This window comes from Mycobacterium sp. URHB0021 (assembly GCF_054057895.1).
This window is the reverse complement of the sequence record NZ_JBSRZT010000002.1, coordinates 1720964-1742419: the sequence shown is the minus strand read 5'-3', so window position 1 is coordinate 1742419 and position 21456 is coordinate 1720964. Positions and strand designations below refer to the sequence as shown.

Sequence of the window (21456 nt, the reverse complement as noted above, 5' to 3'; positions counted from 1 at the left end):
CAGCCTAACAGCCTCTCCCAACTCGTTGGTTGGGCGTATGCGCGCACTGCCTCGGCTCGCCGTTCGGCGGGTGCCCGTGTGGCCGCCACGCCGCTGCCGGACGGGACCGGAAGCAGAACTAAGCTCGGCAGCCATGACGGTGAAGCGGTTGCAGCCCTACGCGGTCACCATCTTCGCCGAGATGTCGGCGTTGGCCGCCAGGATCGGCGCGGTGAACCTGGGCCAGGGCTTTCCCGACGAGGACGGCCCACCGGCGATGCTGAAGGCGGCGGAGAACGCGATCGCCGAAGGCGTCAACCAGTACCCCCCGGGGCTGGGCATCGCGCCGCTGCGCGAGGCGATCGCCGCCCAGCGCAAGCGTCTGTTCGGCACGGAGTACGACCCGGACACGGAGGTGTTGGTGACCGTTGGTGCGACGGAGGCCATCGCGGCCGCCGTGTTCGGACTGGTCGAGCCCGGTTCGGAGATCCTGCTGATCGAACCGTTCTACGACTCGTACTCCCCCGTCGTCGCGATGGCGGGATGCGAACGACGCGCCGTGCCGATGATCCAGGACGGACACGGCTTCCGCGTCGACATCGACGGCCTGCGCCGCGCGATCACGCCGAACACCAAGGCGCTGATCGTCAACTCGCCGCACAATCCCACCGGGATGGTGCTCTCCGACGATGAGCTCAAGGCGCTGGCCCAACTCGCGGTGTCCGCCGATCTGCTGGTGATCAGCGACGAGGTCTACGAACATCTGGTGTTTGACGGCTGCCGGCATCTGCCGCTGGCGAACTACCCGGGCATGGCCGGACGCACGATCACCATCTCCAGCGCCGCCAAGATGTTCAACTGCACGGGCTGGAAGATCGGATGGGCTTGCGGCGCAGCCGATCTCATGGCCGGCGTGCGCGCAGCCAAGCAATACCTGAGCTATGTCGGCGGCGCTCCGTTCCAGCCCGCAGTGGCCCAGGCACTCAACACCGAGGACGCCTGGGTGTCCGCGCTGAAAGACTCCTTGCAGGCCAAGCGTGACAAGCTGGGTTCGGCACTGGCCGACTTGGGATTCGAGGTTCACGACAGCTTCGGCACCTACTTTCTGGTTGCCGATCCGCGGCCGCTGGGATACGACGACAGCACCGCGTTCTGCGCCCAACTGCCCCAACGCGCCGGCGTAGCGGCAATTCCGATGTCGGCATTCTGCGATCCGGGCGCCGAGCACGCCGGCGCGTGGAACCACCTGGTCCGCTTCGCTTTCTGCAAACGCGATGAGACGCTTGACGAAGCGATCCGGCGGCTGTCGGCGCTGCGGAGCTGATCGGTATGACCTATCCGAGGGATATGATCGGCTACGGCCGCACCCCGCCAGACCCAGAGTGGCCCGGCGGGGCCGTGATTGCGGTCCAGTTCGTCCTCAACTACGAAGAGGGCGCCGAGAACACCGTGCTCGACGGCGACGCGGGGTCGGAGACATTCCTGTCCGAGATCACTCCGGCGGAAGCGTTCCCGAATCGGCACATGAGCATGGAGTCGCTCTACGAGTACGGGTCCCGCGCCGGGCTGTGGCGGGTGCTGCGAACCTTCGAGCGGCGCGAGATCCCCTTGACGATATTCGCAGTTGCGCGTGCCATGCAGCGTAATCCCGAGGCGGTGGCCGCGTTTCGCGAGCTCGGCCACGAGATCGCCTGCCACGGCCTGCGCTGGAAGTCCTACCAGATGGCCGACAGGGACACCGAGCGCACGCATCTCGCGGAGGCCGTGCAGATCCTTCGAGAGCTCACGGGTACGGCGCCGCTGGGGTGGTACACCGGCCGGGACTCGCCGCACACCCGTGAATTGGTCGTCGAGCACGGCGGTTTCGTCTACGACTCCGACTCCTACGCCGACGACCTCCCGTACTGGGTGCGGGTGCACGACATCGACCATCTCGTGGTGCCCTACACCCTGGACACCAACGATATGCGATTCGCTTCTCCTGCAGGCTTTTCCAACGGTGACGAATTTTTCGCCCACCTGCGCGACGCGTTCGACGTGCTCTACGCCGAGGGGCGCGACGGCAGTCCGAAGATGTTGTCGGTCGGCCTGCACTGCCGGCTGGTCGGTCGCCCGGCCAGAACCGCGGCGCTGGAGAAATTTCTCGAACACGTCCAGTCCCGCGATGACGTCTGGATCGCCAAGCGCATCGACATCGCTCGGCACTGGTGCGCCGTCCACCCCGCGGAGTAGGCCTCGGGGTAGGTTTTGGCCTTGATGACCCAATTCCCGATCACAGGATCGGGATGACGGCCTCGATGATCACAGCGATCCAGTTTCGGTGATGTTGCTACCACCCGGCGGTCGGCTGCCTTTCGCGTCTGAACCGCTCTGGCGGTGACGCCAGGAATTCACGGAGTTGGGACCCGTCGCGCAGTCCGCAGCGGCGCGCCGCCGAGTGAAACGATTCCCCTGCGAGCACCAGTCCGACGGCGCTCTCCAGCCGGACGGCCAGCACGTACTCCTTCAGCGTGCAGCCCACCTGCGCCTTGCACAGCCGCGCCAGGTGACGTGCGCTCATGCCCAGGTCGGCCGCGACCTTGTCCAGTGTGTACTTGCGGGCGGGCTCGGCGTTGATGGTCTGCAGCAGGTGTTCCAGCCCCGGATGTTTGGGCCGTGGGGTGCGTGCGGCCACCGACAACTGCGGGTGACCCTCCAGCCGCCGGCTGAAAACCACCATGTCCTTGCTGATTTCGTGGGCGATCGCCGAGCCGTGGTCCTCGGCGACCAGTGCGAGGGCCAGGTCGATGCCCGCCGCGACGCCGGCCGAACTCCAGATCCCGCCGTCGCGAACGTAGACCGATTCCGTCTCCAGGATCACCTCCGGATGCCGGCGGGCGAACGTGTCGAGATGGCGCCAGTGCGTGGTCGCACGCCTGTCGTCCAGCAGTCCCGCAGCGGCGAGTGCAAACGAGCCGGCACAGATCGACGCCGTGCGACGCGCCCGGGAGGAAATTCGGCGGACGGCGGCCAGCAGCCGCGGGTCAGGTCCGGAGGTCACCAGGCATTCGCCCCCGGGCACCAGCAACGTGTCGGGACTGTTGGCCAACGCGGTGATCGGTGCCGCGGCCAGCCTCATGCCCGACGAACAGCACACCATCGCGGCGTCGGTGACGGCGTAGAGCTCGATGGTGTAATCGCACCGCAACGACCGGGCAACGTCGAACACCTCGAGGGGCCCGGTCACGTCGAGGGTTCGTACCCCGTCGTAGACAAGCATCGCGATGTGCCTCGAGACGGGGGACATTCAACAGACCGTAGGGCGTGATGTCCGGAACTGCGCGCGCTGTGTCCGGTTCCAGCACTGTTGGAAAACGCGATGTAACACGTCCGTAACAACGTCACTGAAGTCTTTTCTCATCGCCTCGGTCGGCGTCCGGAAGGGAGCCCTGTGCCATGAAGTTGCAGCATTACCTCGGTGGGCTGGAGGGGTTACCCGAACTCGAGGACCTCGAGAAGCGGGTGTTCGTCGCGGACTGGGAGAAGCGGATCTTCGGCATCCATGTCGCGATGATGGCCCTGTCCAAGCACCTGAGCTCGGCGGTGCCGCAGTACCCGATCGACGAGGTGCCCACCACCTTCGACGACAAATGGACCTGGGCACATCTGCGCACGGGCGCCGAGGCGATGAACCCCTTCGACTACTTCAAGTTCCGCTACTACGAGAAGTGGCTCGGCGGTATCACCCAGTTCTTCATCGACAAGGGCTATCTGACCGATCAGGAACTGTCCTCTCGGCAAGGCGAACTGGCAGCTGGTCAGGCGCCTGCGACAAGCGATCCGCGGCCCGCTATCGACGACCAGGTGGTGCGATACCTTCGGAAGGGCGACACGCCTCGCCGCGACGTCGCACACCCCAGGTTCGTCCTCGGTGATCGCGTCCGGATCACCGATGTGCCCGCCTCCGAACACACCCGCCTGCCCGGTCACCTGCGCGGCAAATCCGGCATCGTCGAGCGGATCTTCGAGGGCGACTACGCCTATTTCGTCGACACCGGCGACGGTATCGGCGCCCCCATGCCTGTCTACATCGTCGCGTTCGAGCCGTCCGAGTTGTTCGGTGATCGCGCGGAACCCGGCCGGCAAATGTTCTACGCCGAGTTGTTCGAGGCCTACCTGGAAGGCGTGTGATGAGCAGTCAGTTCCACTATCCCGAGGACCGCGAGGCCTCCAGCGCGGCGAAAGTCACCGCACTGGAATCGCTATTGATCTCCAAGGGCGTGATCAACGATCAGACGGTCGACAAGGTGCTGGCGTACTTCGAGTCCGAGATGACGCCACTGAACGGCAAGAAGATCGTCGTCAAAGCCTGGACGGATCCCGGCTTCGCGGCCCGGGTGGTCGACGACACGCCCGCCGCGATCGCCGAGCTCGACCTACCCGACGGCATGGCCGGCGCGGAGGGCGAACATCTGCAGGCCGTCGCGAACGCGCCGGGCGTGCACAACCTGATCATCTGCACGCTGTGCTCCTGTTTCCCGTGGCCGGTGCTGGGGCTACCGCCGTACTGGTACAAGGATCCGGTGTTCCGGGCGCGCGCCGCCCGCGAACCACGTCAGGTGCTCGCCGAGGTCGGGGTGGAGCTTCCGGACGACACCGAGATCAAGGTCTGGGACAGCAGCGGGCACTCGCGCTGGTTCGTGATACCCGAGCGTCCTACCGGCACAGAGGATTTCACCGACGAAATGCTGATGGATCTAGTGACGACGGAGTCCATGATGGGTGTTGCGCTGGCGGGACCCGCGTCATGAAGCTGCACGACACCTGCACCACCGATCAGGCGGCACCACAATTCGAACACGAGTGGCAGCGACGCGCGTTCGGCCTCGCACTGGCGTTGTCCGAGTTCGGCCACTACCAGTGGAGCGAGTTCCAGCAGAGCCTCATCGAGACGATCGGCGACTGGGAGGGCTCGTCCCCCGACGCCCGCGGGGAGTGGCAGTACTACGACCACTGGGTCGCCGCGCTCGAGAAGGTGATCGACGAGCACCGGCTGCTGACCGAGCCGCCGAAACTGAACGGAGACGGCCATGAGTGACACCGCCGCGGTAAGCCGCGCAACGACGACCAGCCTGGCCGGCGCCGGGTGGCTTACCGCCACCGTGCTGCTGGCGTTGCTCACCCTGTATTTCGTCGGCCTCGACCAGGGTGCGTCGTCGGTCTTCGGCTCCAACACCGCCATTCACGAGTTCATGCACGACGCGCGCCACCTGCTGGGTTTCCCCTGCCACTAGGCGGGAGCCGCGGGTGTCCTGATTCGTGACTCGGGTGCAGCAGTTCCCGATTGACCAACATTGCGTTGACCGATGATGAGCGGGCCGGCATCCCGGAGTTGGCTGATGGCATTGATCACGCTGCGGCGCCGCGGTTGGTAGCCGATCGGGTTGGGCCTGTTGGCATCTGATGGCTTGACCGGGACTCGGGTGGCCCGAATTTGTCGGACCTGGCTGCGATGATGGGGTTATGTCTTCGACCGCTTCGCTTGAGGTGCCGGTGGTGCGGGCTGGGGAGCGGGTTGAGGTGTTGTTCGGGGAGTTGTCGGAGTTGGCGGGGCAGCGCAATGCCATTGATGGGCGCATTGTGGCGATCGTCGCGGAGTTGGATCACGACGGGTTGTGCGGGTCGACCGGGGCGCGGTCGATCGCGGCGTTGGTGGCCTGGAAGCTGGGCGCCTCGTCGGGCAACGCCGCCACGATCGCCGCCATCGCGCACCGGTTGCCGGTGTTTCCGCGCTGCGCGCAGGGGATGCGGGAGGGTCGGCTGTCGTTGGATCAGGTCGGGGTGATCGCCGGCGGCGCCGCCGATGGCTCCGATGAGCATTATGCGGAGTTCGCCCGTGTCGCCTCGGTGTCGCAGTTGCGCACCGCGGTCAAGCTCGAACCCCCACGCGACCCCGACGCCCAGCCCCAGCCGCAGCCCGAGCCCGAGCCGGAGCCGGAGTCGGAGTCGGAGCCGCGGGTTTCGATCAGCTCCACCTCCGATGAGCAGTTCTGCTATTACCGGATCACGTTGCCGCATCTGGAGGCGGCGAAGTTCGACGCGGCCCTGGGGTCTCATCGGGAGGCGCTGGTCGCCGAGTGGAAACGCGATCACGCCGCCGGCGGCGACGCGTCCGGGCGGCGGCCGGCGCTCCCGTCCACCGGCGCGGCGTTTCTGCGGCTGGTCGATGCCGGCTGGGACGCCGAGGCGGCGGCCCGCCCGCACGGGCAGCACACCACCGTGGGGGTACACGTCGATGTGAAAGACCAGGTCGCTCAGTTGCATCTGGGGCCGCTGCTGTCGGCTGCTGACCGGCGCTACCTGAGCTGTGATGCCACCTGCGAGGTGTGGTTCCAACGCGCCGGGGCGCCGATCGGGGCGGGGCGGGCGTCCCGGGTGATCAGCCGCCGGCCGCGCCGCGCCCTGGAGCACCGCGACCGCAGCTGCGCAGTGCCCGGGTGTGCGGCCACCCGGGGTTTGCATGCTCATCACCTCTGGCATTGGGAAGACGGCGGCCCCACCGAGCTGGACAACCTGGTGCCGCTGCTTGTGCCCCTACCATCACCGGCTGCACCACCGCGGCGGCATCACCATCACCGGACCCCCAGCCCAGTTGTGCGTCACCGACAACACCGGCCGCACCCTGACCCCCGGATCGCTGGCCCGCCCCCCGACCCAGCCCCCACCCGCGGTCCCACCCTGTCCGGGACCCACCGGCGAACGCGCCCACTGGTGGTGGTATCAACCCTTCCAACCCCAACCACCACCCCCACCCACCTAGCTTCAACCACCGCAGCCGGTCATCACCAGCGGCGCAGGGCCATTCGCAGTAGACGATGGCAAGGTTGTCGAGAGCGAGGAATTCGGTCGGCGGTCTTGGTCCAGCCGTAGGGTCGCGGCTTGTCATCCCAGATGTCGATGCAGGCTCGGACATCGGCGTTGAATTGCTGGTATCGCTCAACACTGCAACCGAATCAACGACACAGGACACTAATCGAGCGAGGCGGCGGCGGCCCACAGTGACTCGCTGGGTTTCGAGCGGTCCAACGGACTCAGCACGACGTCGGTCGCGCCGGAATCGAGGTAGGCCCTCAGCTGTCGTCGCACCGATTCCGCGGACCCCACGGCCGCGAGATCGGCCACACTGTCGATGCCCTCGCGCGCGATCACCTTCTGATACGACGGAATGGTCTCGTAGAAACCGAGTTGGTCGACCGCCACTTGGCGCGCGGAGGCGACATCTTTGGGGTCGTCAGGGTGTTGGGACACCAGAACCGGTACAGCAGCGATGATTTGGGGTTTCGGCCGGCCGGCGTCAGCGGCGGCCTTCCTGATCGTGGGCTCGATGAACTCGGCGATCGTTCGCGGACCGGCAAGGTAGGGCAGGGTGCCGTCGGCGAGTTCACCGGTCACCCGCAACGCTTTCGGTCCCATCGCGGCCACATAGACCGGGATCGGTGAACCACCGGCCACTGCCACAGGCCATTCGGGGTCGGCGACGATCTCCTCGCCGTGGAAGGCCACGCTGCCGGTATCGAAGATGGCCCGCAGCACCGTGAGGTGTTCTCGCAGTCGCTGGATCGTGTTCGGCCACGATGTGCCGAACGCCTTGCGTTCCGGCTCATGGGAACCGAGTCCGAGCCCGAGGCTGAAGTTGCCGTGCGCGGCCGCCTGGGCCGTCTGGGCCAGTGACGACACGATCAGCGGATGTCGGGGATTGATCGGCACCACCGAGGTGCCGACGCCCAGCCCCGGCACCGCCGCGCCGACCAGGCCGGCCAGCGCGATCGCGTCGAGGTCGAACTGCTGGCCCAGCCAGATCTGGCGCACTCCGAGTTCATGCGCACGACGCGCCTGGGACACCACGTCATCGACGACGTTGTCGGTATCGGGTCTGGCGAAGAGGAAAACTCCGGTCGGCATACCGGAACCAACCGGCCCCTGACCGTGTTGTTCCGATCGACTCGGGCGGATCGCAACGCTTGCCGGCCGGAGCGCTAAGACGCGTATTTCTCCATCACCCGCTTGCGCAGGCTCTCGGTGGCGACGTCGAGCACAATCTTCTTGGCCCGCTTGATGAGAAACCGGGGTACTGGCGCCGCCAGATCCAGAATGATGTCGAAGCGCACCCGCGTCCTGCCCTCGCCCTCCGAAGTGAGGTTGTACTCGACGTGCTGGCCGCGCTGCGTGAAGGTTTTCACCGCGTCCCACACCATCCAGTCGTCACCCCAGTGGTACTCGAGCAGTTCGTTGTCGGTGATCCCCAGGACCTTGAAGGTCGCCTTCACATGGTGCGGCCGGCCATCGGGATGCCGGTCGAGCACTTCGGTGTGCTTGTGCACCGGCGACCACTCCGGCACCTGATCAACGTCGGCGAGGGCGTCCATGATCGCCTCGGGCGGGGCCTCCACAACGACTTCACGCCATGCTCGGTGCGCCATTCGGCAAATATTAGTTAGCTTCGAGGCCACGCGCAGGAGAATCTGCAGCTAACTTCAGCTACCAGTCGATGTCGGTGATGGATGTGGTGGTCTCAGGAGGCGCGCCGATCGGACCGGACGGGGTGAGGGAGGATGCGGCGCCGCAGCGGCCTGGTCGACACCGTTGGACCGCACCAGCGCCGACCGCGCCCGCAGGTGCTCGTCCTGTCTCGCTTCCGTCCAGGTGAGCACGGGTGTGACGCAGGGGTCGGTACCGGCGAATATCGCGGTCCACTCATCGCGGGTCTTGTTCGCAAACCGCTCCGCGAAGATCCTGTGCATGTCGGGAAACGCCGACGGTTCGCATCTCCTCCGAGCGTCCAATTAACGGCCACGACAGTCCCACTCTATGGAGCCCAAAAGCCCTGGTATCGGCCCGCGGAGATTATGACGACTCCAGTCAGCCGGTCTTTTTCACCTTCAGGACCTGCTTGCGCAGTCCGTCGGTGGCGGTTTCCATCGCGCCCTTCATCGCGCGCTTGAGCACGAAGCCCGGAAGCGGCACCGACAGGTCGACGGTGATGTCGAATGTCACCGTGGTCTTGTCGCCGTCGCGAGTCAGGGTGTAGCTCGCGTCCTGGGCCTTCAGCTGACCCGCGGAGACCAGGGTCCAGCTCACCTTGTCGTCAGTCCAGGTGTACTCGACCACCTGCTCGTCGGAGATGCCCGCAGACTTGACCTTCATCTTGACCTGGCGCGGCCGGCCGTCGTCGTAGGAGTCCAGTACCTCGGCGCTCTGGTACTGCGATGACCAGCTCGGAGTGGACTCGACGTCGGCGATGACGTCGAGGATCTCGTCCGGGCTCGCCTCGATCACGACCTCGCGGGAATCGCTAGTAGCCATGGCGCGACCATAGCGATGTGCCAAACCGCGGGACGGGAGTTCGCCAGAATGGAGCCGTGGCCGCCCAGCGTGTGATCGTGATGGTCGTCTTCGACGGGATGAAGCTGCTCGACGTCGCCGGCCCGGCGGAGGTGTTCGCGGAGGCCAATCGCTTCGGCGCCGAATACCGGCTGGTGATCGCGTCCGTCGACGGTCGTGACGTCACCACCTCGATCGGTAGCAGTTTCGCTGTCACCACCCGGATCGACGCGGTCGAGCGGGCCGATACCGCGCTCGTCTCGGGCGGCGACGAGCTGGTCGGCCGTCCGATCGACCCCGCCCTGGTCGATGCGTTGACGGCGTTGCAACCGCGGGTGCGGAGGATGGCATCGATCTGCACCGGGGCATTCATCCTGGCCCGGGCCGGAATTCTGGACGGGCGCCGCGCCACCACCCACTGGCGCCACACCGGACTGCTGGCGCGGGCCTATCCGCAGATCTCTGTCGAGCCGGACGCCATCTTCGTCCGGGATGGTGACGTGTACACGTCGGCGGGTGTGTCGGCCGGCATCGACCTGGCGCTGTCGCTCGTCGAGGACGACCACGGCGCCGATCTGGTCCGGGACGTCGCCCGGTCGCTGGTGGTCTTCCTCAAGCGGGCCGGCGGCCAGTCCCAGTTCTCGGCGACGGTCGAGGCCCGCCCGCCACAGCGATCCGCTCTGCGCGCCGTCACCGACATCATCGCGTCCGATCCAGCCGCCGAGCACAGCGTGAAAGCCCTTGCCGCACAGGCGTCGTTGAGCACCCGCCAGCTCACCAGGCTGTTCCACACCGAACTCGGCACCACGCCGGCACGCTATGTCGAGACGATCCGCATCGACGCGGCTCGCGCAGCGCTGGACGCGGGCCGGTCGGTGGCCGACGCCGCAGGCATGGCGGGTTTCGGGAGCGCCGAGACACTGCGGCGGGTGTTCGTCCGCGAGTTGGGGATCTCGCCGCGGGCGTATCGGGATCGGTTCGCCTCGACCGGAGCGAATCGCTAGGGTCGCTCCCATGACCGCTGCCATCGATCCCACGGTTCCTCCGAGCGGCACCGGTTGCGCCGAATGCGACGCGGCCGCAGGCTGGTGGGTGCACCTGCGGCGCTGCGCGGCGTGCGGGCACATCGGATGTTGCGACGACTCGCTGGCACGGCACGCCTCGGCACACTGGCGCGACACCGGACACCCAATCATCCGGTCCTTCGAACCGGGCGAGGACTGGTTCTGGAACTTCGACACCAACGAGTATTACGACGGTCCGGAACTCGCGGCGCCCGAATCTCACCCCCCCGACCAGCCGGTCCCCGGGCCGCGCGACCGGGTGCCCAGCGACTGGGCCGCCCAACTTCGGTCGCGCGACGGGTGACCTGACGTGGTGAAGACGGGCGGCGACAGCACGCTTACCGTCATCGTCGCGTTCAGCGCCAATCTCGCGATCGCGATCGCAAAGACCGCGGCGGCCATGCTGTCCGGTTCGGCGTCGATGGCGGCTGAGGCGGCGCACTCCTGGGCCGACACCGGCAACGAGATCTTCCTGCTCGTCGCCGATCGGCGCAGTGCCCGAGAGCCCGACGTCCGCAGACCGCTGGGGTACGGCCGCGAAGCGTACGTCTGGTCGCTGCTGGCCGCCGTCGGACTGTTCGTGGTCGGCGCGACGGTGTCGATCTGGCGGGGCGTCAACGAACTGCTCCACGAGCCCGACCCCCGAGGTGAGGACTACCGGGTTGCCTATCTGGTGCTGGCCATCGCCTTTGTGCTGGAGGGAATCTCATGGCTGCAGGCGGTTCGTCAGCTGCGCAGGGAGGCCCGACAGTACGAGCGCGACGTGCTCGAATACGCGCTGGACACCTCGGACCCGACGCTGCGGGCGGTTTTCGCCGAAGACAGTGCGGCACTGATCGGCGTCGTGATCGCCGCCCTCGGCATCGGCCTGCACCAGCTGACCGGCTCCATCGTGTGGGACGCCGCAGGTTCGATCCTGATCGGCGTCCTGCTCGGCGCGGTCGCACTGCTGCTCATCGACCGCAACCGCATCTTTCTCACCGGTGAGCCCGGTCCCCCGCGAGTACGGGAAGCGGTTTCCGAAGAGATCGTGGCCATGCCGGAGATAGCCGCGCTGCGAGACCTGCGGATCGAATTCGTCGGCCCCAAGCAGCTTTTCATCGTGGCACGGGTGGATCTGGTCGGCGATGACGCCGAATCGTCGGTGGCCCGCACGCTGGGTGGCCTGGAGCGCCGGCTGGAGGTGAACCCGCTCGTCGTCGATGCCGTGCTCACCGTTTCCGAACCGGACAGCGAGGGTACTCCAGACCGGTGAACGGCAAGAAACCCGAGACCGCCGAGTCCGATGCCGGTGCCGAAGGCGCCGACGACGACGTGCTCAGCGATCCGGCCAAGGGTGATGTTGACCGCTCCGACTGGTCGGACGAGGGTGGCGCCACCGCCGACGGCTCCGCCTAGATCGATTCGGCAAGCGCCGCCAGCGTCTGAGGGGCGCTGTATTCGGGTTGCCAGCCCAACTGGCTCTTGGCTTTGCTGACGTCCATCACTACCGAGGTCCGACCCACGTGCAGCCACTCCAGTGCCGACGGCACGAACGGCAATCTCGCGATCAGTTCTGATGCCGCGGAGGCGGCGATTCGCGGCACCCGGATGGATCCCACACCGAGCGCGTGTGCAACCTCCGACATGGACAGCACGCCGTCGGCAGCGATGTTGTAGGCCCCCGGCGGCGCGGAAGTCGTTGTGGCCAAGGCGATTGCCGCCGCGACATCGTCGTGATGGACGAGTTGCAGCGGGGTCCCGGGATCCGGGAAAGGGGGAATCAGGAGCGGCAACGCCTGAGCCACCCGCTTGACGGGGCCGGGCAGTTGGTTCCACGGCATCGCCTCCGCCAGCGCAGGCGCCTTGGGGCCCGCGACGATGCAGGGCCGCAGTATGTAGACCTCGAGCGACGAACCACCGGTGACGTCCTGGAGCACCGCCTCACACAGCGCCTTCTGCTCGGAATAATAATGCTCGGGCGAACCCCGCGGGGCCACGTCTTCGGTGATGGGCACCGGGTTATCCGAGTGGTAGCCGTACGCGGCCACCGACGACGTGTACACCAGCCGGCGGGGCCGTCGAGCCGCCACCGTGGCCTCGAAGACATTGCGGGTGCCCGTGACGTTGATCCTCGCGCTCTCTTCCCGCGAGCCCATGATGATGAATGCCAGGTGGATGACCACGTCGGCGTCGGCGACGAAATCGTCAACGGCTTCTCGGTCGAGGATGTCGCCCTGCCGGTACTCGGTTTTGGTCCATCCGTGCTCGGCCGGGTCGAACGGGCGTCGCGCCATGCCGAGGATCCGGGCGATGTCGGGTGTTCGCTCGAGCGCCTCAACCGCGGAGATGCCGATTTCCCCAGTGGGCCCCGTGACGGCCACCGTCAGTCCCATGCACGGGGCATTCCCGGCCAGGTCCGTCGACAAACAACGTCGAAGTCAGGAATTATCGGCCAGTGCCTGCTTGGCCGCGTTGTAGCCGGGGATGAAAGTGATGCCGGGCCCGCCGTGACAACCTGCGCTGGCAAGGTAGAGCCCGTCGATCGGGATTGGCTGATCGACATAACCTTTCGGGCCCGGACGATTGGGGCCCATCTGTTCCGGGTGGATCGGGCCGTGGCAGTAGTCGCCGCCGGGTGCGCCGAACATGGTGCCCATGCGCTTTGGCGTGAAGGTGGTATGCCGCAGGATCAGGCTCTCGAAATCTGGAGCCAGCCGGGTGATCTTTTCGATCACCCGCCGCCCCATCTCCACCTTCATCTCGCCATAGCTCGACTATGTCTCCTCGACGGGAAACCACAGCGAAAATGCCGAGGCCGCATGCTTAGCCCAGGGCGCCAGGGCGGGATCGTTGACCGACGGGATCTGCAACGCGATGGCCGGATCGGCGGGCACGATGCCGCGCCGCCGGCAGTTCTCCCACTGCTGCTGCAGCTCCTCGGGGGTACTGAAGATGCCGCTTTCGACTGCAGCGCAGGGTCATTGAGCATTTCGTAGGGGCGGCGATCGTGGTCTCCGCGGTCGTTCCCGACTCACGCTGACGGATTCCCGCGGCCCGGCCCTCGGCGACGACGATCTCCTCGACCTTGCTGCAGTCGCAGTTCGCCTCCGGCGAAACCGAATGCGTCGCACCGGGGTGACGTCAGTGCGCCGATACTGCCTCGCAACTTCTTGACCAACAGCGCGTTCTTGTCCGGGACCGCGAACCCATACGCCGATGCCGCGGCGGTGCCCAGGGTGGCGGGCCCGCGGTAGGTGGTGTTCACCGCCAGGAGCGAGAGCATGCCCCGCAGCGCGCCGTGCTTCTCACGGTCCGGCGGGTAGCGGTCGAGCACGTCGGTCACCGACCCGAACAGCGGATCGCTGATTGTCGATCGCTCGAATTCGTTTGTGGACAGGCATACATCTCATCGAGGGTCTTCAGTGGATGGCCGGCTTCGAATCGCCCGAGCGCCCGCGCCGGCGCCTGGCAGCAGGCCATCAGGCCGGCCAACCCGTTGACCGCTTCGGCGCCGTGCACCTCGTTGATGTGCGTGAGCACCCTTATCGGATCGGTGTAGTAGATGAGGGGTTCGTGGCCGACGCCGCGCAGGGACACCGACATCACGTCGAGGCCGACCGTGGGCAGCGTGTCGAGGCCGAGTTCGCGGCTCACGGCGCCCGACGTGGGAATCTGCACCGAGCCCGCGATCTCGAACCTGTAGCCGTCGAACAGCTCCACAGTGGAGGCCATGCCCCCGGCATGGAGCTTGGAGTCGAGGCAGGCCGTGCGCAGCCCCGCGTTCTGGAGAAGCACGGCAGAGGTCAGCCCGTTATGACGCGCGCCTACGACAATCGCGTCGGAGTCCGCCATCGGCTGAGGCTGCCATGGTGCCGAAGTTTTGCCAATAATGACGAGACTTAGCTGATCCCCTTGGCGACGGTCTCCAGGGCTTCCCGGCACAGCCGGGCCAACTCCGGCAGCGAGTGCTCTTCCCCCAACATCCAGACCTCCATCGCCCCGAACACCGCGGCGGCGATGCACCGGGCGGTGACGGCGATGTGCATCCGATCGTCGGTACCCGCCGCGGGCGGGTTGTCACCCGCCAAGTGCTCCTCGATCGCCTCGGCGAAGTAGGCCTCGACCTGGCGGAGGTGCCGCACGATTCGCCCCGGATCGAGTTCCTGGGCGCGCAACGAGGCAATCTTGGTGACCGCCCAGTCCTCGTACGGCGACGACTCCAGGACGGCGGCCTGCACCGACTCGATGATCGATTCACCGGGCGAGCGCGCCGCCAGCGCAGCGCGGAACCACTGCAGGCCGGCGTCGTAGTCGGCGAACAGCAGGTCGTGCTTCGACGTGAAGTGGCGGTAGAAGGTTCGCAGTGATACACCGGCGTCGGCCGCGATCTGCTCGGCCGACGTGTCGTCGACACCTTGCGCGAGGAATCTCACCAGCGCCGCCCGCCGCAACGCCTCGCGGGTGCGCTCGCTTCGCGCCGTCTGTGCTGGCCGGGCCATCTGCGTAAGGTACCGCACGCAGTTGTGTCAATATTGACAAAACATTGTCTGACAAAGAGACTCCGCTGCATGGTTTCGCTGATCGTCCACCTCGTCATCGGGTTTGCCGTATTGGCCCTCATCGTCAAGACGAATCCGGGAATCTTCCAGCGTTACCCGTCGAGACCTCGGGTCACCAAGCTGGAGCTCTTCTACTACGTCGTCGGGATCGCGTCGGTTCTGCTCGGCTACTACTTCAACAACGAGTACGTCGCGGCATACGCACCGCACGGCGGACTACACAATTTCATCTGGGGCCCGGGCAGCTGGTCAGAGTTCATTGCGCTCGGTTATGACAACCCCGCCGCCAGTTCGGCGAGCCAGGATTACACGATCATGAGCCTGCTCATCTTCCCGGTGTGGGCGATCGTCGACGGCCGGAGAAGAGGCATCAGGAATGCCTGGCTGTACATCGGGTTCATCCTCTTTGCGAGCTCGGCGTTCGCTTGGGCGTTCTATCTGGCTACCGTCGAACGTCAACATCAGCGATCGGCGCTCGAGGTCAAGGCGGCCGCCTGACCGCGACTGCGCAACACCGACATGAGTCTGCCGAGCACGTCGTAGTACCGCGTCGGCGTCACCCGGCCCAGGATGTCGAACATGTGCGCGTCCGGGCCCACCAGGATGCGCGCCTTGCCCTGCTCCACACCGCGATGAATGATCGCGGCGGCCTTGTCCGGTTCGGTCATGGTGAGCGCGGCGAACTCCTGGGCCATCTGCTCCTGCGAACGCCCGCGCCCGTCGGGATCTCTACGAAACCGGGCGTTGCGCACGATGTTGGTGTTGATTCCGCCGGGGTGCACGTTGATGGCGGTGACGCCGGTGCCACGCAGTTCCTGCCGCAGCGAGTCGGTGAAGCCGCGGACCGCGAATTTGGCTGAGCAGTAGGCGCTCTGGTTCGGCATCCCCACCAGCCCGAACACGCTGGACGTGTTCACGATCGCGCCTTCGTTCTGTTCGACCAGGATTGGCAGGAAGGCTCTCGTCCCGTTGACGACGCCGTGGAAGTTGATGTCCCACAGCCAGTCGTCGTCCTCGGCAACCGAATCGAGCACACTGGAGGCGACCGCGACCCCGGCGTTGTTGAACACCGCCCCGATCGGCTTCGGCGCCCACTGGGCCACGTCGCCGGCGAAGTCACGCTGGGCGGCGGCGTCGCGGACGTCGAGCACCCGGACGAAGGACGGCCCCGGCAGGGACGCCTCGGTCTCCTTCAGGCCGTTCTCGTCGACATCGGCGATGGCAACAGGACAGCTGTGCGCCGAAAGCCGGTGCGCCAGCGCCCGGCCGATGCCGGACGCCGCACCGGTGATGACGACCGTACGGCCGCTGATCGTGCGTTTCGTCATGCTCGCTCCTTGCGTTCGAGGTGGGTCACAGTCCGCGAGTGCGCGGTGATCAGGTCGAGGATCCCAGGTGGTATTGGCGACGGGCGGCGCCGCCACGGAGCATCGCCACCGGGTTCGGCGGCCGGTAACCCATGTGGGTGGACAGCCCCGCGTCCCGGTTGTCGAACCGGGTCACCCGATGACCACGAGCGGCCAGCGCTGCGGTGAAGTCGTCGGGCCACGAATGCAATTGCTGCCCGAGTCCGGCGATCAACAGAACCGGCGGATCGCCGGGGTCGCCCGTCTGGTCGTAACAGATCCGGATGCCGCGACCGTCGTCGGCGATCGCCTCGGCCCCCGTCACACCGAAACCCTTTCGGCATCCCGCCGCATCACCGGCCGGCCGGCCGGGTCACGCCGGCGGGCCGCCCGCGCCGGCGCGTCGATGACCGGGCGGGTGCGCCGAACCTCCCAGATGGTGGCCTGACGGAGGCCGGATCCGCCCGCGTCCGGCTCGGTGGTCAGGCGTGCGAGCAACCGCGGATGCCTGCGCAGGCGTGGGATCGCCCAGGGCAGGGTGGTGGCGGTCGTTTCAAGCAACGGCACCATCGGCGGCAGCATTTGACGCAGTTCGTCGGAAGCCGTTCCCTGTGCGCCGAACACCGCGCGCGGGAAGGCGTTGAGCGTGATCCACATCATCAGCTCAAGGGTTCCGAACTCGCGGCCTTCCGGCCAGCTCCCGATTTCGCGCATCAGTTCCTCCTCGATGAGTGCCCCGTAGCGGGCGATCCGCTTGCCACGCTGCCGAGGTTGGACGCGACCAAAAATCGGCAACCGTAGTGTGAACGTGCTGCCATACCGGCGCTCGACCGCGGTGACGGCCCGGTGACGCATGGTGAGGGCAGGCCCGGCCGACCAAAGCCCTCGGGATGCGCGCTCCCGGAAGCTGACGCACGGGGTCGCAGTTCGCTTCGGCCATGTCGTCACCCCTGTCGCGGTACTACTCGGTACCACGACACGGTACGTGACGGTACCGGCGATGACAAGCCTTGCCAGGGGGGAGAGGGATCAGTCGGCGGGCGGTGCGGGCGTCAGCAGGGCAATGGAGGCATCGACCGCATCGTCGGTGACGTCGCTCATCCGCCCGCCCTCTTCGACAGTGATCGCGGTCAGTTCCTGTAGCCCGCCGAGCAACATGATGATGCGCGGCCGCGATACCGGCCCGATCCCCGCCGCACGGAACTCATCGCTCTCGCCGAGGGCCTGGACCATCTCGATGAAGTTCTCCATCGCATCACGCTGCAACCGGCGTGCCGCGTTCCCGAGCGAGGGAACATCGCGGATCCAGCTCACCATCAGCGGGGCCCGGGATTCGCCCGAGGATATCCAGGCCTCGACGGCCTGCCGGACCTGTCTGCGCCACGGCGCGGTGGGGTCGACCGCGGCGGCGATCTGATTGACCTGATCGGCGTTGGCCTCGGTGAGCAGCGCGACGAAGCACGCTTCTCGACTGTCGAAGTGCTCGTAGAAGGTGCGCCGGGAGGTCCTGGCCCGGCGCACGATGTCCGAAACCGTCGTTCGCGAGTACCCGTCCTCGGCGATCGCCGTTTCGAGCGCACGCAGAAGCCGCTGGCGAAAGTTGCCCTTGGCGTCGTCGGCGCGTCCCATGTCAGGGGCATCGTACCGAGACACTTTGCTGAGTATCAGATGGCCGGTTCTTGAGGATTTCTCCGACGGAGGGCAAGCCGCCATCGCCTCCCACGGCGGATGTGTACAACGTCACATTCGCGGAGTGCGACGGACAAGGTATGACAACGACCCGCAGTTCAGCGCGGCCGAACCCCGCAACGACGTGCTCGAGGCGGTGCGCCACCCCGGCATGCGGCTCGCCGAGATCCTGCAAACCGTGATCGAAGCGTATGAAAACCGGTCCGCACTGGGGAACGACTCCGCGAGTTCACCACGGACCCGGCGGTCGCGCCTCGGCGCGATTGCTGCACCGGTTCCGAACCACTCGCCGACCTCGGGCAACTCGGGCTGCTCTGAGCTCGACGGTCACGCCGGCGTGACGCTCCGGAGGCGTGCGACTGGGGGCTGGCGATATTTCTCCGCCGGGAGTGGCGACTCGGCTAACGTCGTTGTTCATGTCGACACCGTCGCAAGGCGGCTCAGCGACAGGGCTGACCGGTCGTCCACCAGAACGCGGCGTGCTCGAGGGCGCGTCGTGGCTGTGCACACAGCTGGTGTCGAGTCGGAGATGAACCACTGATGACTTCGCCGGACTACACCCGGACCTCTACCGGGGAGAAATCGCGTCCGATTCGCGGGCGGGCGGCCGAACTAGAGGTGATCGGCGCGCTGGTCGCGAAACTCGCGCAGGGCCAGGGCGGCGTCCTGGTTGTCGAGGGGCCGCCGGGCATCGGCAAAAGCCGCCTGATGACCGAATCGAGGATCCTCGCAGAGAAGGCGGGGATACGAACGTTGTTCGGACAAGCCTACGAGTACCAGCAGACAGTGCCGTTCTTCTCGTTGTTCACGGCCACGCTGCACGCCGACCCGCCAGTCGGCGACGAGGAAGCGCTGCGCGGGCTGGGCAGTTCGGCCGACCTCCGCTATTGGGTTGTCCACGATCTTCACCGCGCAATTCGCGCTGCTGCGGCGCAAACCCCGCTGCTCATCCTGCTCGAGGACATCCACTGGGCCGATACCGGCACGCTATTGGCGCTGCGGGCGCTGACGGCGACGCCGGGCGACTCGCCGGTGCTGTGGATGCTCAGCGCGCGGACCGGTGCCGGCGGTCCGGCGGTCCGGGACACCATCAGCGAGTTGGAGCGCCAGGGCGCGGCGTTCGTCCGGTTGTCTGCCATGCCGCGCAGCGGAGTGATCGACATGATTGAAGATGCCGTCCGGGCCCGCGCCGATGTCACCCTGCTCAATCTGGCCGAGAAGGCCCACGGCAACCCGTTCCTGGTCACCGAGCTGCTCGGCGGCCTGAACGAGGAAAGCCGGCTGCGCATCAGCCGCGGGTGCGCCGTCGCCACCGGTGAAACATTGCCCCGACGGCTGAGCGCGAACATGAGACAGCGATTGGACGCTCTGTCCGATGCGACAAAGGAAGTGGTACAGGTCGCCGCGGTACTGCCCGACCTTTTCACCGCCGCACTATTGGCGCAAATGTTGGAGAGACGGCCTGCGGTTCTGGTCTCGGCCGTTGAAGAGGCCGTGCGTGCAGACCTGCTCGCGGAGGACGGCGACCGGTTGAGGTTTCGTCATGACCTGCTACGAGAAGCGACACGGCAATCGCTGCCGCCATCCCTGCGCCGCGCCGTCGAACGTCAATCCGCAGCAGTCATGCTGGAGATGGGCGCCGCGCCGGCGGAAGTGGCCACCCAGTTGGCGCGCAGCGCCGATGTCGGTGACCAGGCGGCTATCGCAGCGTTACGCGAAGCCGCTCGATCCATGGCTAACAGTGACAAGAGTGGGGCTGCCGATCTGAGCCGGCGAGCTCTCGAGTTGCTGCCCGCCGAAGACTCCCTGCGCGGAGCACTGCTGGCGGAAACCGTTGGGCTGCTGAACCGGTCCGCCCGTTATCAGGAGGCCGATGAGCTGGCGGTTGCCATGCTGGCGCAACTGTCACCCGAGGAGGAAGCGCAAGCGCGGCTGCGCACACCAACGGCCGCAGATGCAGTGGAGCAACGCGTCGCGGAAAACCGCCGCGCGCTGCAGTTGAGTCAGATCAGCGATGTCACCCGGGCGCGTCATCAGGCCTGGCTGGCATGCAACCATGCCGTCAGCGGTTTGCCTTTCGATGAGTCGGTGATCACCCAGGCCCTCGCCGTCGCCGAGGCCACGGGCGATCCGGAAAGCCGGATCATCTGCGAGATATCGCTTGCTATCAGTGATTACGTCGAGGGGTACGCATTGCGCGCCCTGCAGCGGATCGATAGCCTCGACCTGCGCGATGACCGTGACGATCCCACCTTCGCCGGTGCGCTGGCCCAGATCCACCGGGCCAACTTGTTGACTTTCATCGGCCGCGCTGAGGAAGCCGAAGCGGTGATGACGCACGGGGTTGAGATAGCACGTCGCGAAGGCGGCGGCATGGCGTCCGCCGTTTGGGCGCCGCAGGGCGCGATGATCCACCTGGCTGCCGGACGCTTGTCCGCCGCGCGCGCGACTTTGGAAGCGGTGGCACCGCCACTGTGGGGTGTGGTGAGCGAGATGAGCATGAACCGCTGGCTGATCCTGGCCGAGGTCGCCGCCCACGTCGGCGATAGGAAGCTGTTGCAGGAATCAGTTGTCTGGGCGCGTGGCGCTGATCCCGTCGGCTCAACCTTGGTGAACAGAGGCGCGGCGTATGTACTCGCTCTGGCGGCATGGGATTGCGGCGGCGTGCATGAAGCCGTGCGCTGGTTGAGCTGCGATACCGGACAGGTGCTCAATCCGCTATGGTCGAATGCTTTTGACCAATTGATCCTTACTGCGCGGGTGGCGGCGGCCGCCGGCGATGCGGGATTACGAGCACGAGCCCTTCGCAGTGTTGAACTGCTTGAGCGCGACAGCACCGCGGTTCCCTTGTTCTCGGCGGTGATTCGGCATACCCGGGGAATACTGGAACGCGACGCCGTCGCCCTGGTGGACGCCGCGGACGCGTTGCGCATGGCTCGCCCGCTGTTGTCCGCCTGCGCTGCAGCGGATGCCGGCGCGGTTCTGACGCAGACGGGTAGCAACGCCCGTGCGGTCGAGCAGTTCAACTACGCGTTCGATATATATGTCGAGTCCGAGGCGATGGCGGACGCCCACGGAGTCGCCCGGATGTTGCGTCGGTTGGGCGTGCAGCGGCGCATCAGCAACCATCAGCGCGAGACGACCGGCTGGGACAGCCTCACCGATGCCGAGCGGAAAGTGGTCAGCCTCGTGGCCGACGGGGCGACGAACACCGATGTCGCCGAGCAATTACACATTTCGCTGAATACCGTCAAGTCCCATGTGCGCAACGCATTCGCCAAACTTGGCGTCAACTCTCGCGTCCAGTTGACACGGTCGATGCGTAGCCTCGGTGGCCGCTCGGCCGACTAAGCCGCCACTCGCCCGAGGCCCGGTAGTCACCGCCCTGACCCCTCTTAAATATCACCCGACGGGTGATGGTGAACGCCCGGGCACGGGCGGCAAAGTGATAGTCGAAAACTCTCACGATGGGCGGAG

22 protein-coding genes and 3 pseudogenes are annotated in these 21456 nt (G+C 66.5%); 13 read left to right on the top strand and 12 right to left on the bottom strand.

Translation table 11 applies throughout. The annotated features are described in order from the left end of the window. Positions 1 to 133 precede the first annotated feature (133 nt). A complete protein-coding gene (locus ACVWWN_RS10880) occupies positions 134 to 1303 on the top strand; it encodes a pyridoxal phosphate-dependent aminotransferase (RefSeq protein WP_457143902.1) in 1170 nt (389 codons plus the stop codon). Positions 1304 to 1308: 5 nt separating this feature from the next. Continuing rightward, complete coding sequence (puuE, locus tag ACVWWN_RS10875) at positions 1309 to 2211, top strand: allantoinase PuuE (protein WP_457143901.1); 903 nt, start codon at positions 1309 to 1311, stop codon at positions 2209 to 2211. 97 nt (positions 2212 to 2308) lie between these two features. Here the strand turns inward: puuE and ACVWWN_RS10870 are convergent, their stop codons facing one another. Further along, the gene (locus ACVWWN_RS10870) at positions 2309 to 3265 is read right to left on the bottom strand and encodes a GlxA family transcriptional regulator (protein WP_457143900.1); all 957 of its coding nucleotides are present in this window, start codon (positions 3263 to 3265) and stop codon (positions 2309 to 2311) included. Between the two features lie 149 nt (positions 3266 to 3414). Here ACVWWN_RS10870 and nthB point away from each other — a divergent pair, with 149 nt between their 5' ends. From nthB to ACVWWN_RS10845, 5 genes and pseudogenes are all read left to right on the top strand, one after another. After that, positions 3415 to 4149 (top strand): nitrile hydratase subunit beta, encoded by a 735-nt coding sequence (nthB, locus tag ACVWWN_RS10865; protein ID WP_457143899.1) that lies wholly within the window; start codon positions 3415 to 3417, stop codon positions 4147 to 4149. Beyond that, positions 4149 to 4769, top strand: coding sequence for a nitrile hydratase subunit alpha (gene nthA, locus ACVWWN_RS10860; RefSeq protein ID WP_457143898.1), 621 nt, complete (start codon positions 4149 to 4151; stop codon positions 4767 to 4769). The genes nthB and nthA overlap by 1 nt, the downstream gene beginning before the upstream one ends. After that, complete coding sequence (locus ACVWWN_RS10855) at positions 4766 to 5056, top strand: nitrile hydratase accessory protein (RefSeq protein WP_457143897.1); 291 nt, start codon at positions 4766 to 4768, stop codon at positions 5054 to 5056. Before nthA ends, ACVWWN_RS10855 begins: the two co-directional genes overlap by 4 nt. Beyond that, positions 5049 to 5252: a CbtB domain-containing protein gene (locus ACVWWN_RS10850; protein WP_457143896.1), complete on the top strand. Its 204-nt coding sequence runs from the start codon at positions 5049 to 5051 to the stop codon at positions 5250 to 5252. The genes ACVWWN_RS10855 and ACVWWN_RS10850 overlap by 8 nt, the downstream gene beginning before the upstream one ends. Positions 5253 to 5481: 229 nt before the next feature. After that, a pseudogene (locus tag ACVWWN_RS10845) lies at positions 5482 to 6778 on the top strand (DUF222 domain-containing protein). 209 nt (positions 6779 to 6987) lie between these two features. On the opposite strand, the gene ACVWWN_RS10840 reads toward ACVWWN_RS10845, so the two are convergent. From ACVWWN_RS10840 to ACVWWN_RS10825, 4 genes and pseudogenes are all read right to left on the bottom strand, one after another. After that, on the bottom strand, positions 6988 to 7920 hold the full coding sequence (locus ACVWWN_RS10840; protein ID WP_457143895.1) for an LLM class F420-dependent oxidoreductase: 933 nt from the start codon (positions 7918 to 7920) through the stop codon (positions 6988 to 6990). A 74-nt stretch (positions 7921 to 7994) separates the two neighbouring features. Further along, positions 7995 to 8438, bottom strand: coding sequence for an SRPBCC family protein (locus ACVWWN_RS10835; RefSeq protein ID WP_457143894.1), 444 nt, complete (start codon positions 8436 to 8438; stop codon positions 7995 to 7997). A gap of 58 nt (positions 8439 to 8496) precedes the next feature. Next, a pseudogene (locus ACVWWN_RS10830) lies at positions 8497 to 8735 on the bottom strand (CoA transferase); the annotation flags it as partial. Between the two features lie 142 nt (positions 8736 to 8877). Next, entirely contained in the window at positions 8878 to 9321 is a 444-nt protein-coding gene (locus ACVWWN_RS10825) for an SRPBCC family protein (protein WP_457143893.1), read from the bottom strand. 80 nt (positions 9322 to 9401) lie between these two features. On the opposite strand from ACVWWN_RS10825, the gene ACVWWN_RS10820 reads away from it, so the two are divergent. The 4 genes from ACVWWN_RS10820 to ACVWWN_RS10805 are packed head-to-tail and all read left to right on the top strand — an operon-like array spanning position 9402 to position 11801. Next, entirely contained in the window at positions 9402 to 10343 is a 942-nt protein-coding gene (locus ACVWWN_RS10820; protein ID WP_457149076.1) for a GlxA family transcriptional regulator, read from the top strand. A gap of 10 nt (positions 10344 to 10353) precedes the next feature. After that, the gene (locus ACVWWN_RS10815; RefSeq protein ID WP_457143892.1) at positions 10354 to 10707 is read left to right on the top strand and encodes a UBP-type zinc finger domain-containing protein; all 354 of its coding nucleotides are present in this window, start codon (positions 10354 to 10356) and stop codon (positions 10705 to 10707) included. A 6-nt stretch (positions 10708 to 10713) separates the two neighbouring features. Then, complete coding sequence (locus ACVWWN_RS10810) at positions 10714 to 11658, top strand: cation diffusion facilitator family transporter (RefSeq protein WP_457143891.1); 945 nt, start codon at positions 10714 to 10716, stop codon at positions 11656 to 11658. After that, the gene (locus ACVWWN_RS10805) at positions 11655 to 11801 is read left to right on the top strand and encodes a hypothetical protein (protein WP_457143890.1); all 147 of its coding nucleotides are present in this window, start codon (positions 11655 to 11657) and stop codon (positions 11799 to 11801) included. The genes ACVWWN_RS10810 and ACVWWN_RS10805 overlap by 4 nt, the downstream gene beginning before the upstream one ends. On the opposite strand, the gene ACVWWN_RS10800 is transcribed toward ACVWWN_RS10805, so the two are convergent. The 3 genes and pseudogenes from ACVWWN_RS10800 to ACVWWN_RS10790 all read right to left on the bottom strand — a co-directional run bounded on the left by ACVWWN_RS10800 (position 11798) and on the right by ACVWWN_RS10790 (position 14884). Continuing rightward, positions 11798 to 12778: an NAD-dependent epimerase/dehydratase family protein gene (locus ACVWWN_RS10800; protein WP_457143889.1), complete on the bottom strand. Its 981-nt coding sequence runs from the start codon at positions 12776 to 12778 to the stop codon at positions 11798 to 11800. The genes ACVWWN_RS10805 and ACVWWN_RS10800 overlap by 4 nt on opposite strands. A gap of 45 nt (positions 12779 to 12823) precedes the next feature. Beyond that, positions 12824 to 14237: pseudogene (locus ACVWWN_RS10795) on the bottom strand (phytoene desaturase family protein). 47 nt (positions 14238 to 14284) lie between these two features. Next, complete coding sequence (locus ACVWWN_RS10790; RefSeq protein WP_457143888.1) at positions 14285 to 14884, bottom strand: TetR/AcrR family transcriptional regulator; 600 nt, start codon at positions 14882 to 14884, stop codon at positions 14285 to 14287. 69 nt (positions 14885 to 14953) lie between these two features. Here ACVWWN_RS10790 and ACVWWN_RS10785 point away from each other — a divergent pair, with 69 nt between their 5' ends. Then, on the top strand, positions 14954 to 15442 hold the full coding sequence (locus tag ACVWWN_RS10785; protein WP_457143887.1) for a DUF2834 domain-containing protein: 489 nt from the start codon (positions 14954 to 14956) through the stop codon (positions 15440 to 15442). On the opposite strand, the gene ACVWWN_RS10780 is transcribed toward ACVWWN_RS10785, so the two are convergent. The 4 genes from ACVWWN_RS10780 to ACVWWN_RS10765 all read right to left on the bottom strand — a co-directional run bounded on the left by ACVWWN_RS10780 (position 15406) and on the right by ACVWWN_RS10765 (position 17919). After that, positions 15406 to 16272 (bottom strand): SDR family NAD(P)-dependent oxidoreductase, encoded by an 867-nt coding sequence (locus ACVWWN_RS10780; protein ID WP_457143886.1) that lies wholly within the window; start codon positions 16270 to 16272, stop codon positions 15406 to 15408. The two genes, ACVWWN_RS10785 and ACVWWN_RS10780, sit on opposite strands and share 37 nt — an antisense overlap. Positions 16273 to 16321: 49 nt before the next feature. After that, positions 16322 to 16615 carry an alpha/beta fold hydrolase gene (locus tag ACVWWN_RS10775; protein ID WP_457143885.1) on the bottom strand — a complete coding sequence of 98 codons (294 nt, stop codon included), beginning with the start codon at positions 16613 to 16615 and terminating at the stop codon, positions 16322 to 16324. Continuing rightward, entirely contained in the window at positions 16612 to 17004 is a 393-nt protein-coding gene (locus tag ACVWWN_RS10770) for a hypothetical protein (protein WP_457143884.1), read from the bottom strand. The genes ACVWWN_RS10775 and ACVWWN_RS10770 overlap by 4 nt, the downstream gene beginning before the upstream one ends. Before the next feature lie 315 nt (positions 17005 to 17319). Continuing rightward, complete coding sequence (locus ACVWWN_RS10765) at positions 17320 to 17919, bottom strand: TetR/AcrR family transcriptional regulator (protein ID WP_457149075.1); 600 nt, start codon at positions 17917 to 17919, stop codon at positions 17320 to 17322. 600 nt (positions 17920 to 18519) lie between these two features. Between ACVWWN_RS10765 and ACVWWN_RS10760 the strand changes: the two genes are divergently transcribed. Further along, complete coding sequence (locus ACVWWN_RS10760; protein ID WP_457143883.1) at positions 18520 to 21330, top strand: helix-turn-helix transcriptional regulator; 2811 nt, start codon at positions 18520 to 18522, stop codon at positions 21328 to 21330. The last annotated feature ends 126 nt before the right edge of the window (positions 21331 to 21456 follow it).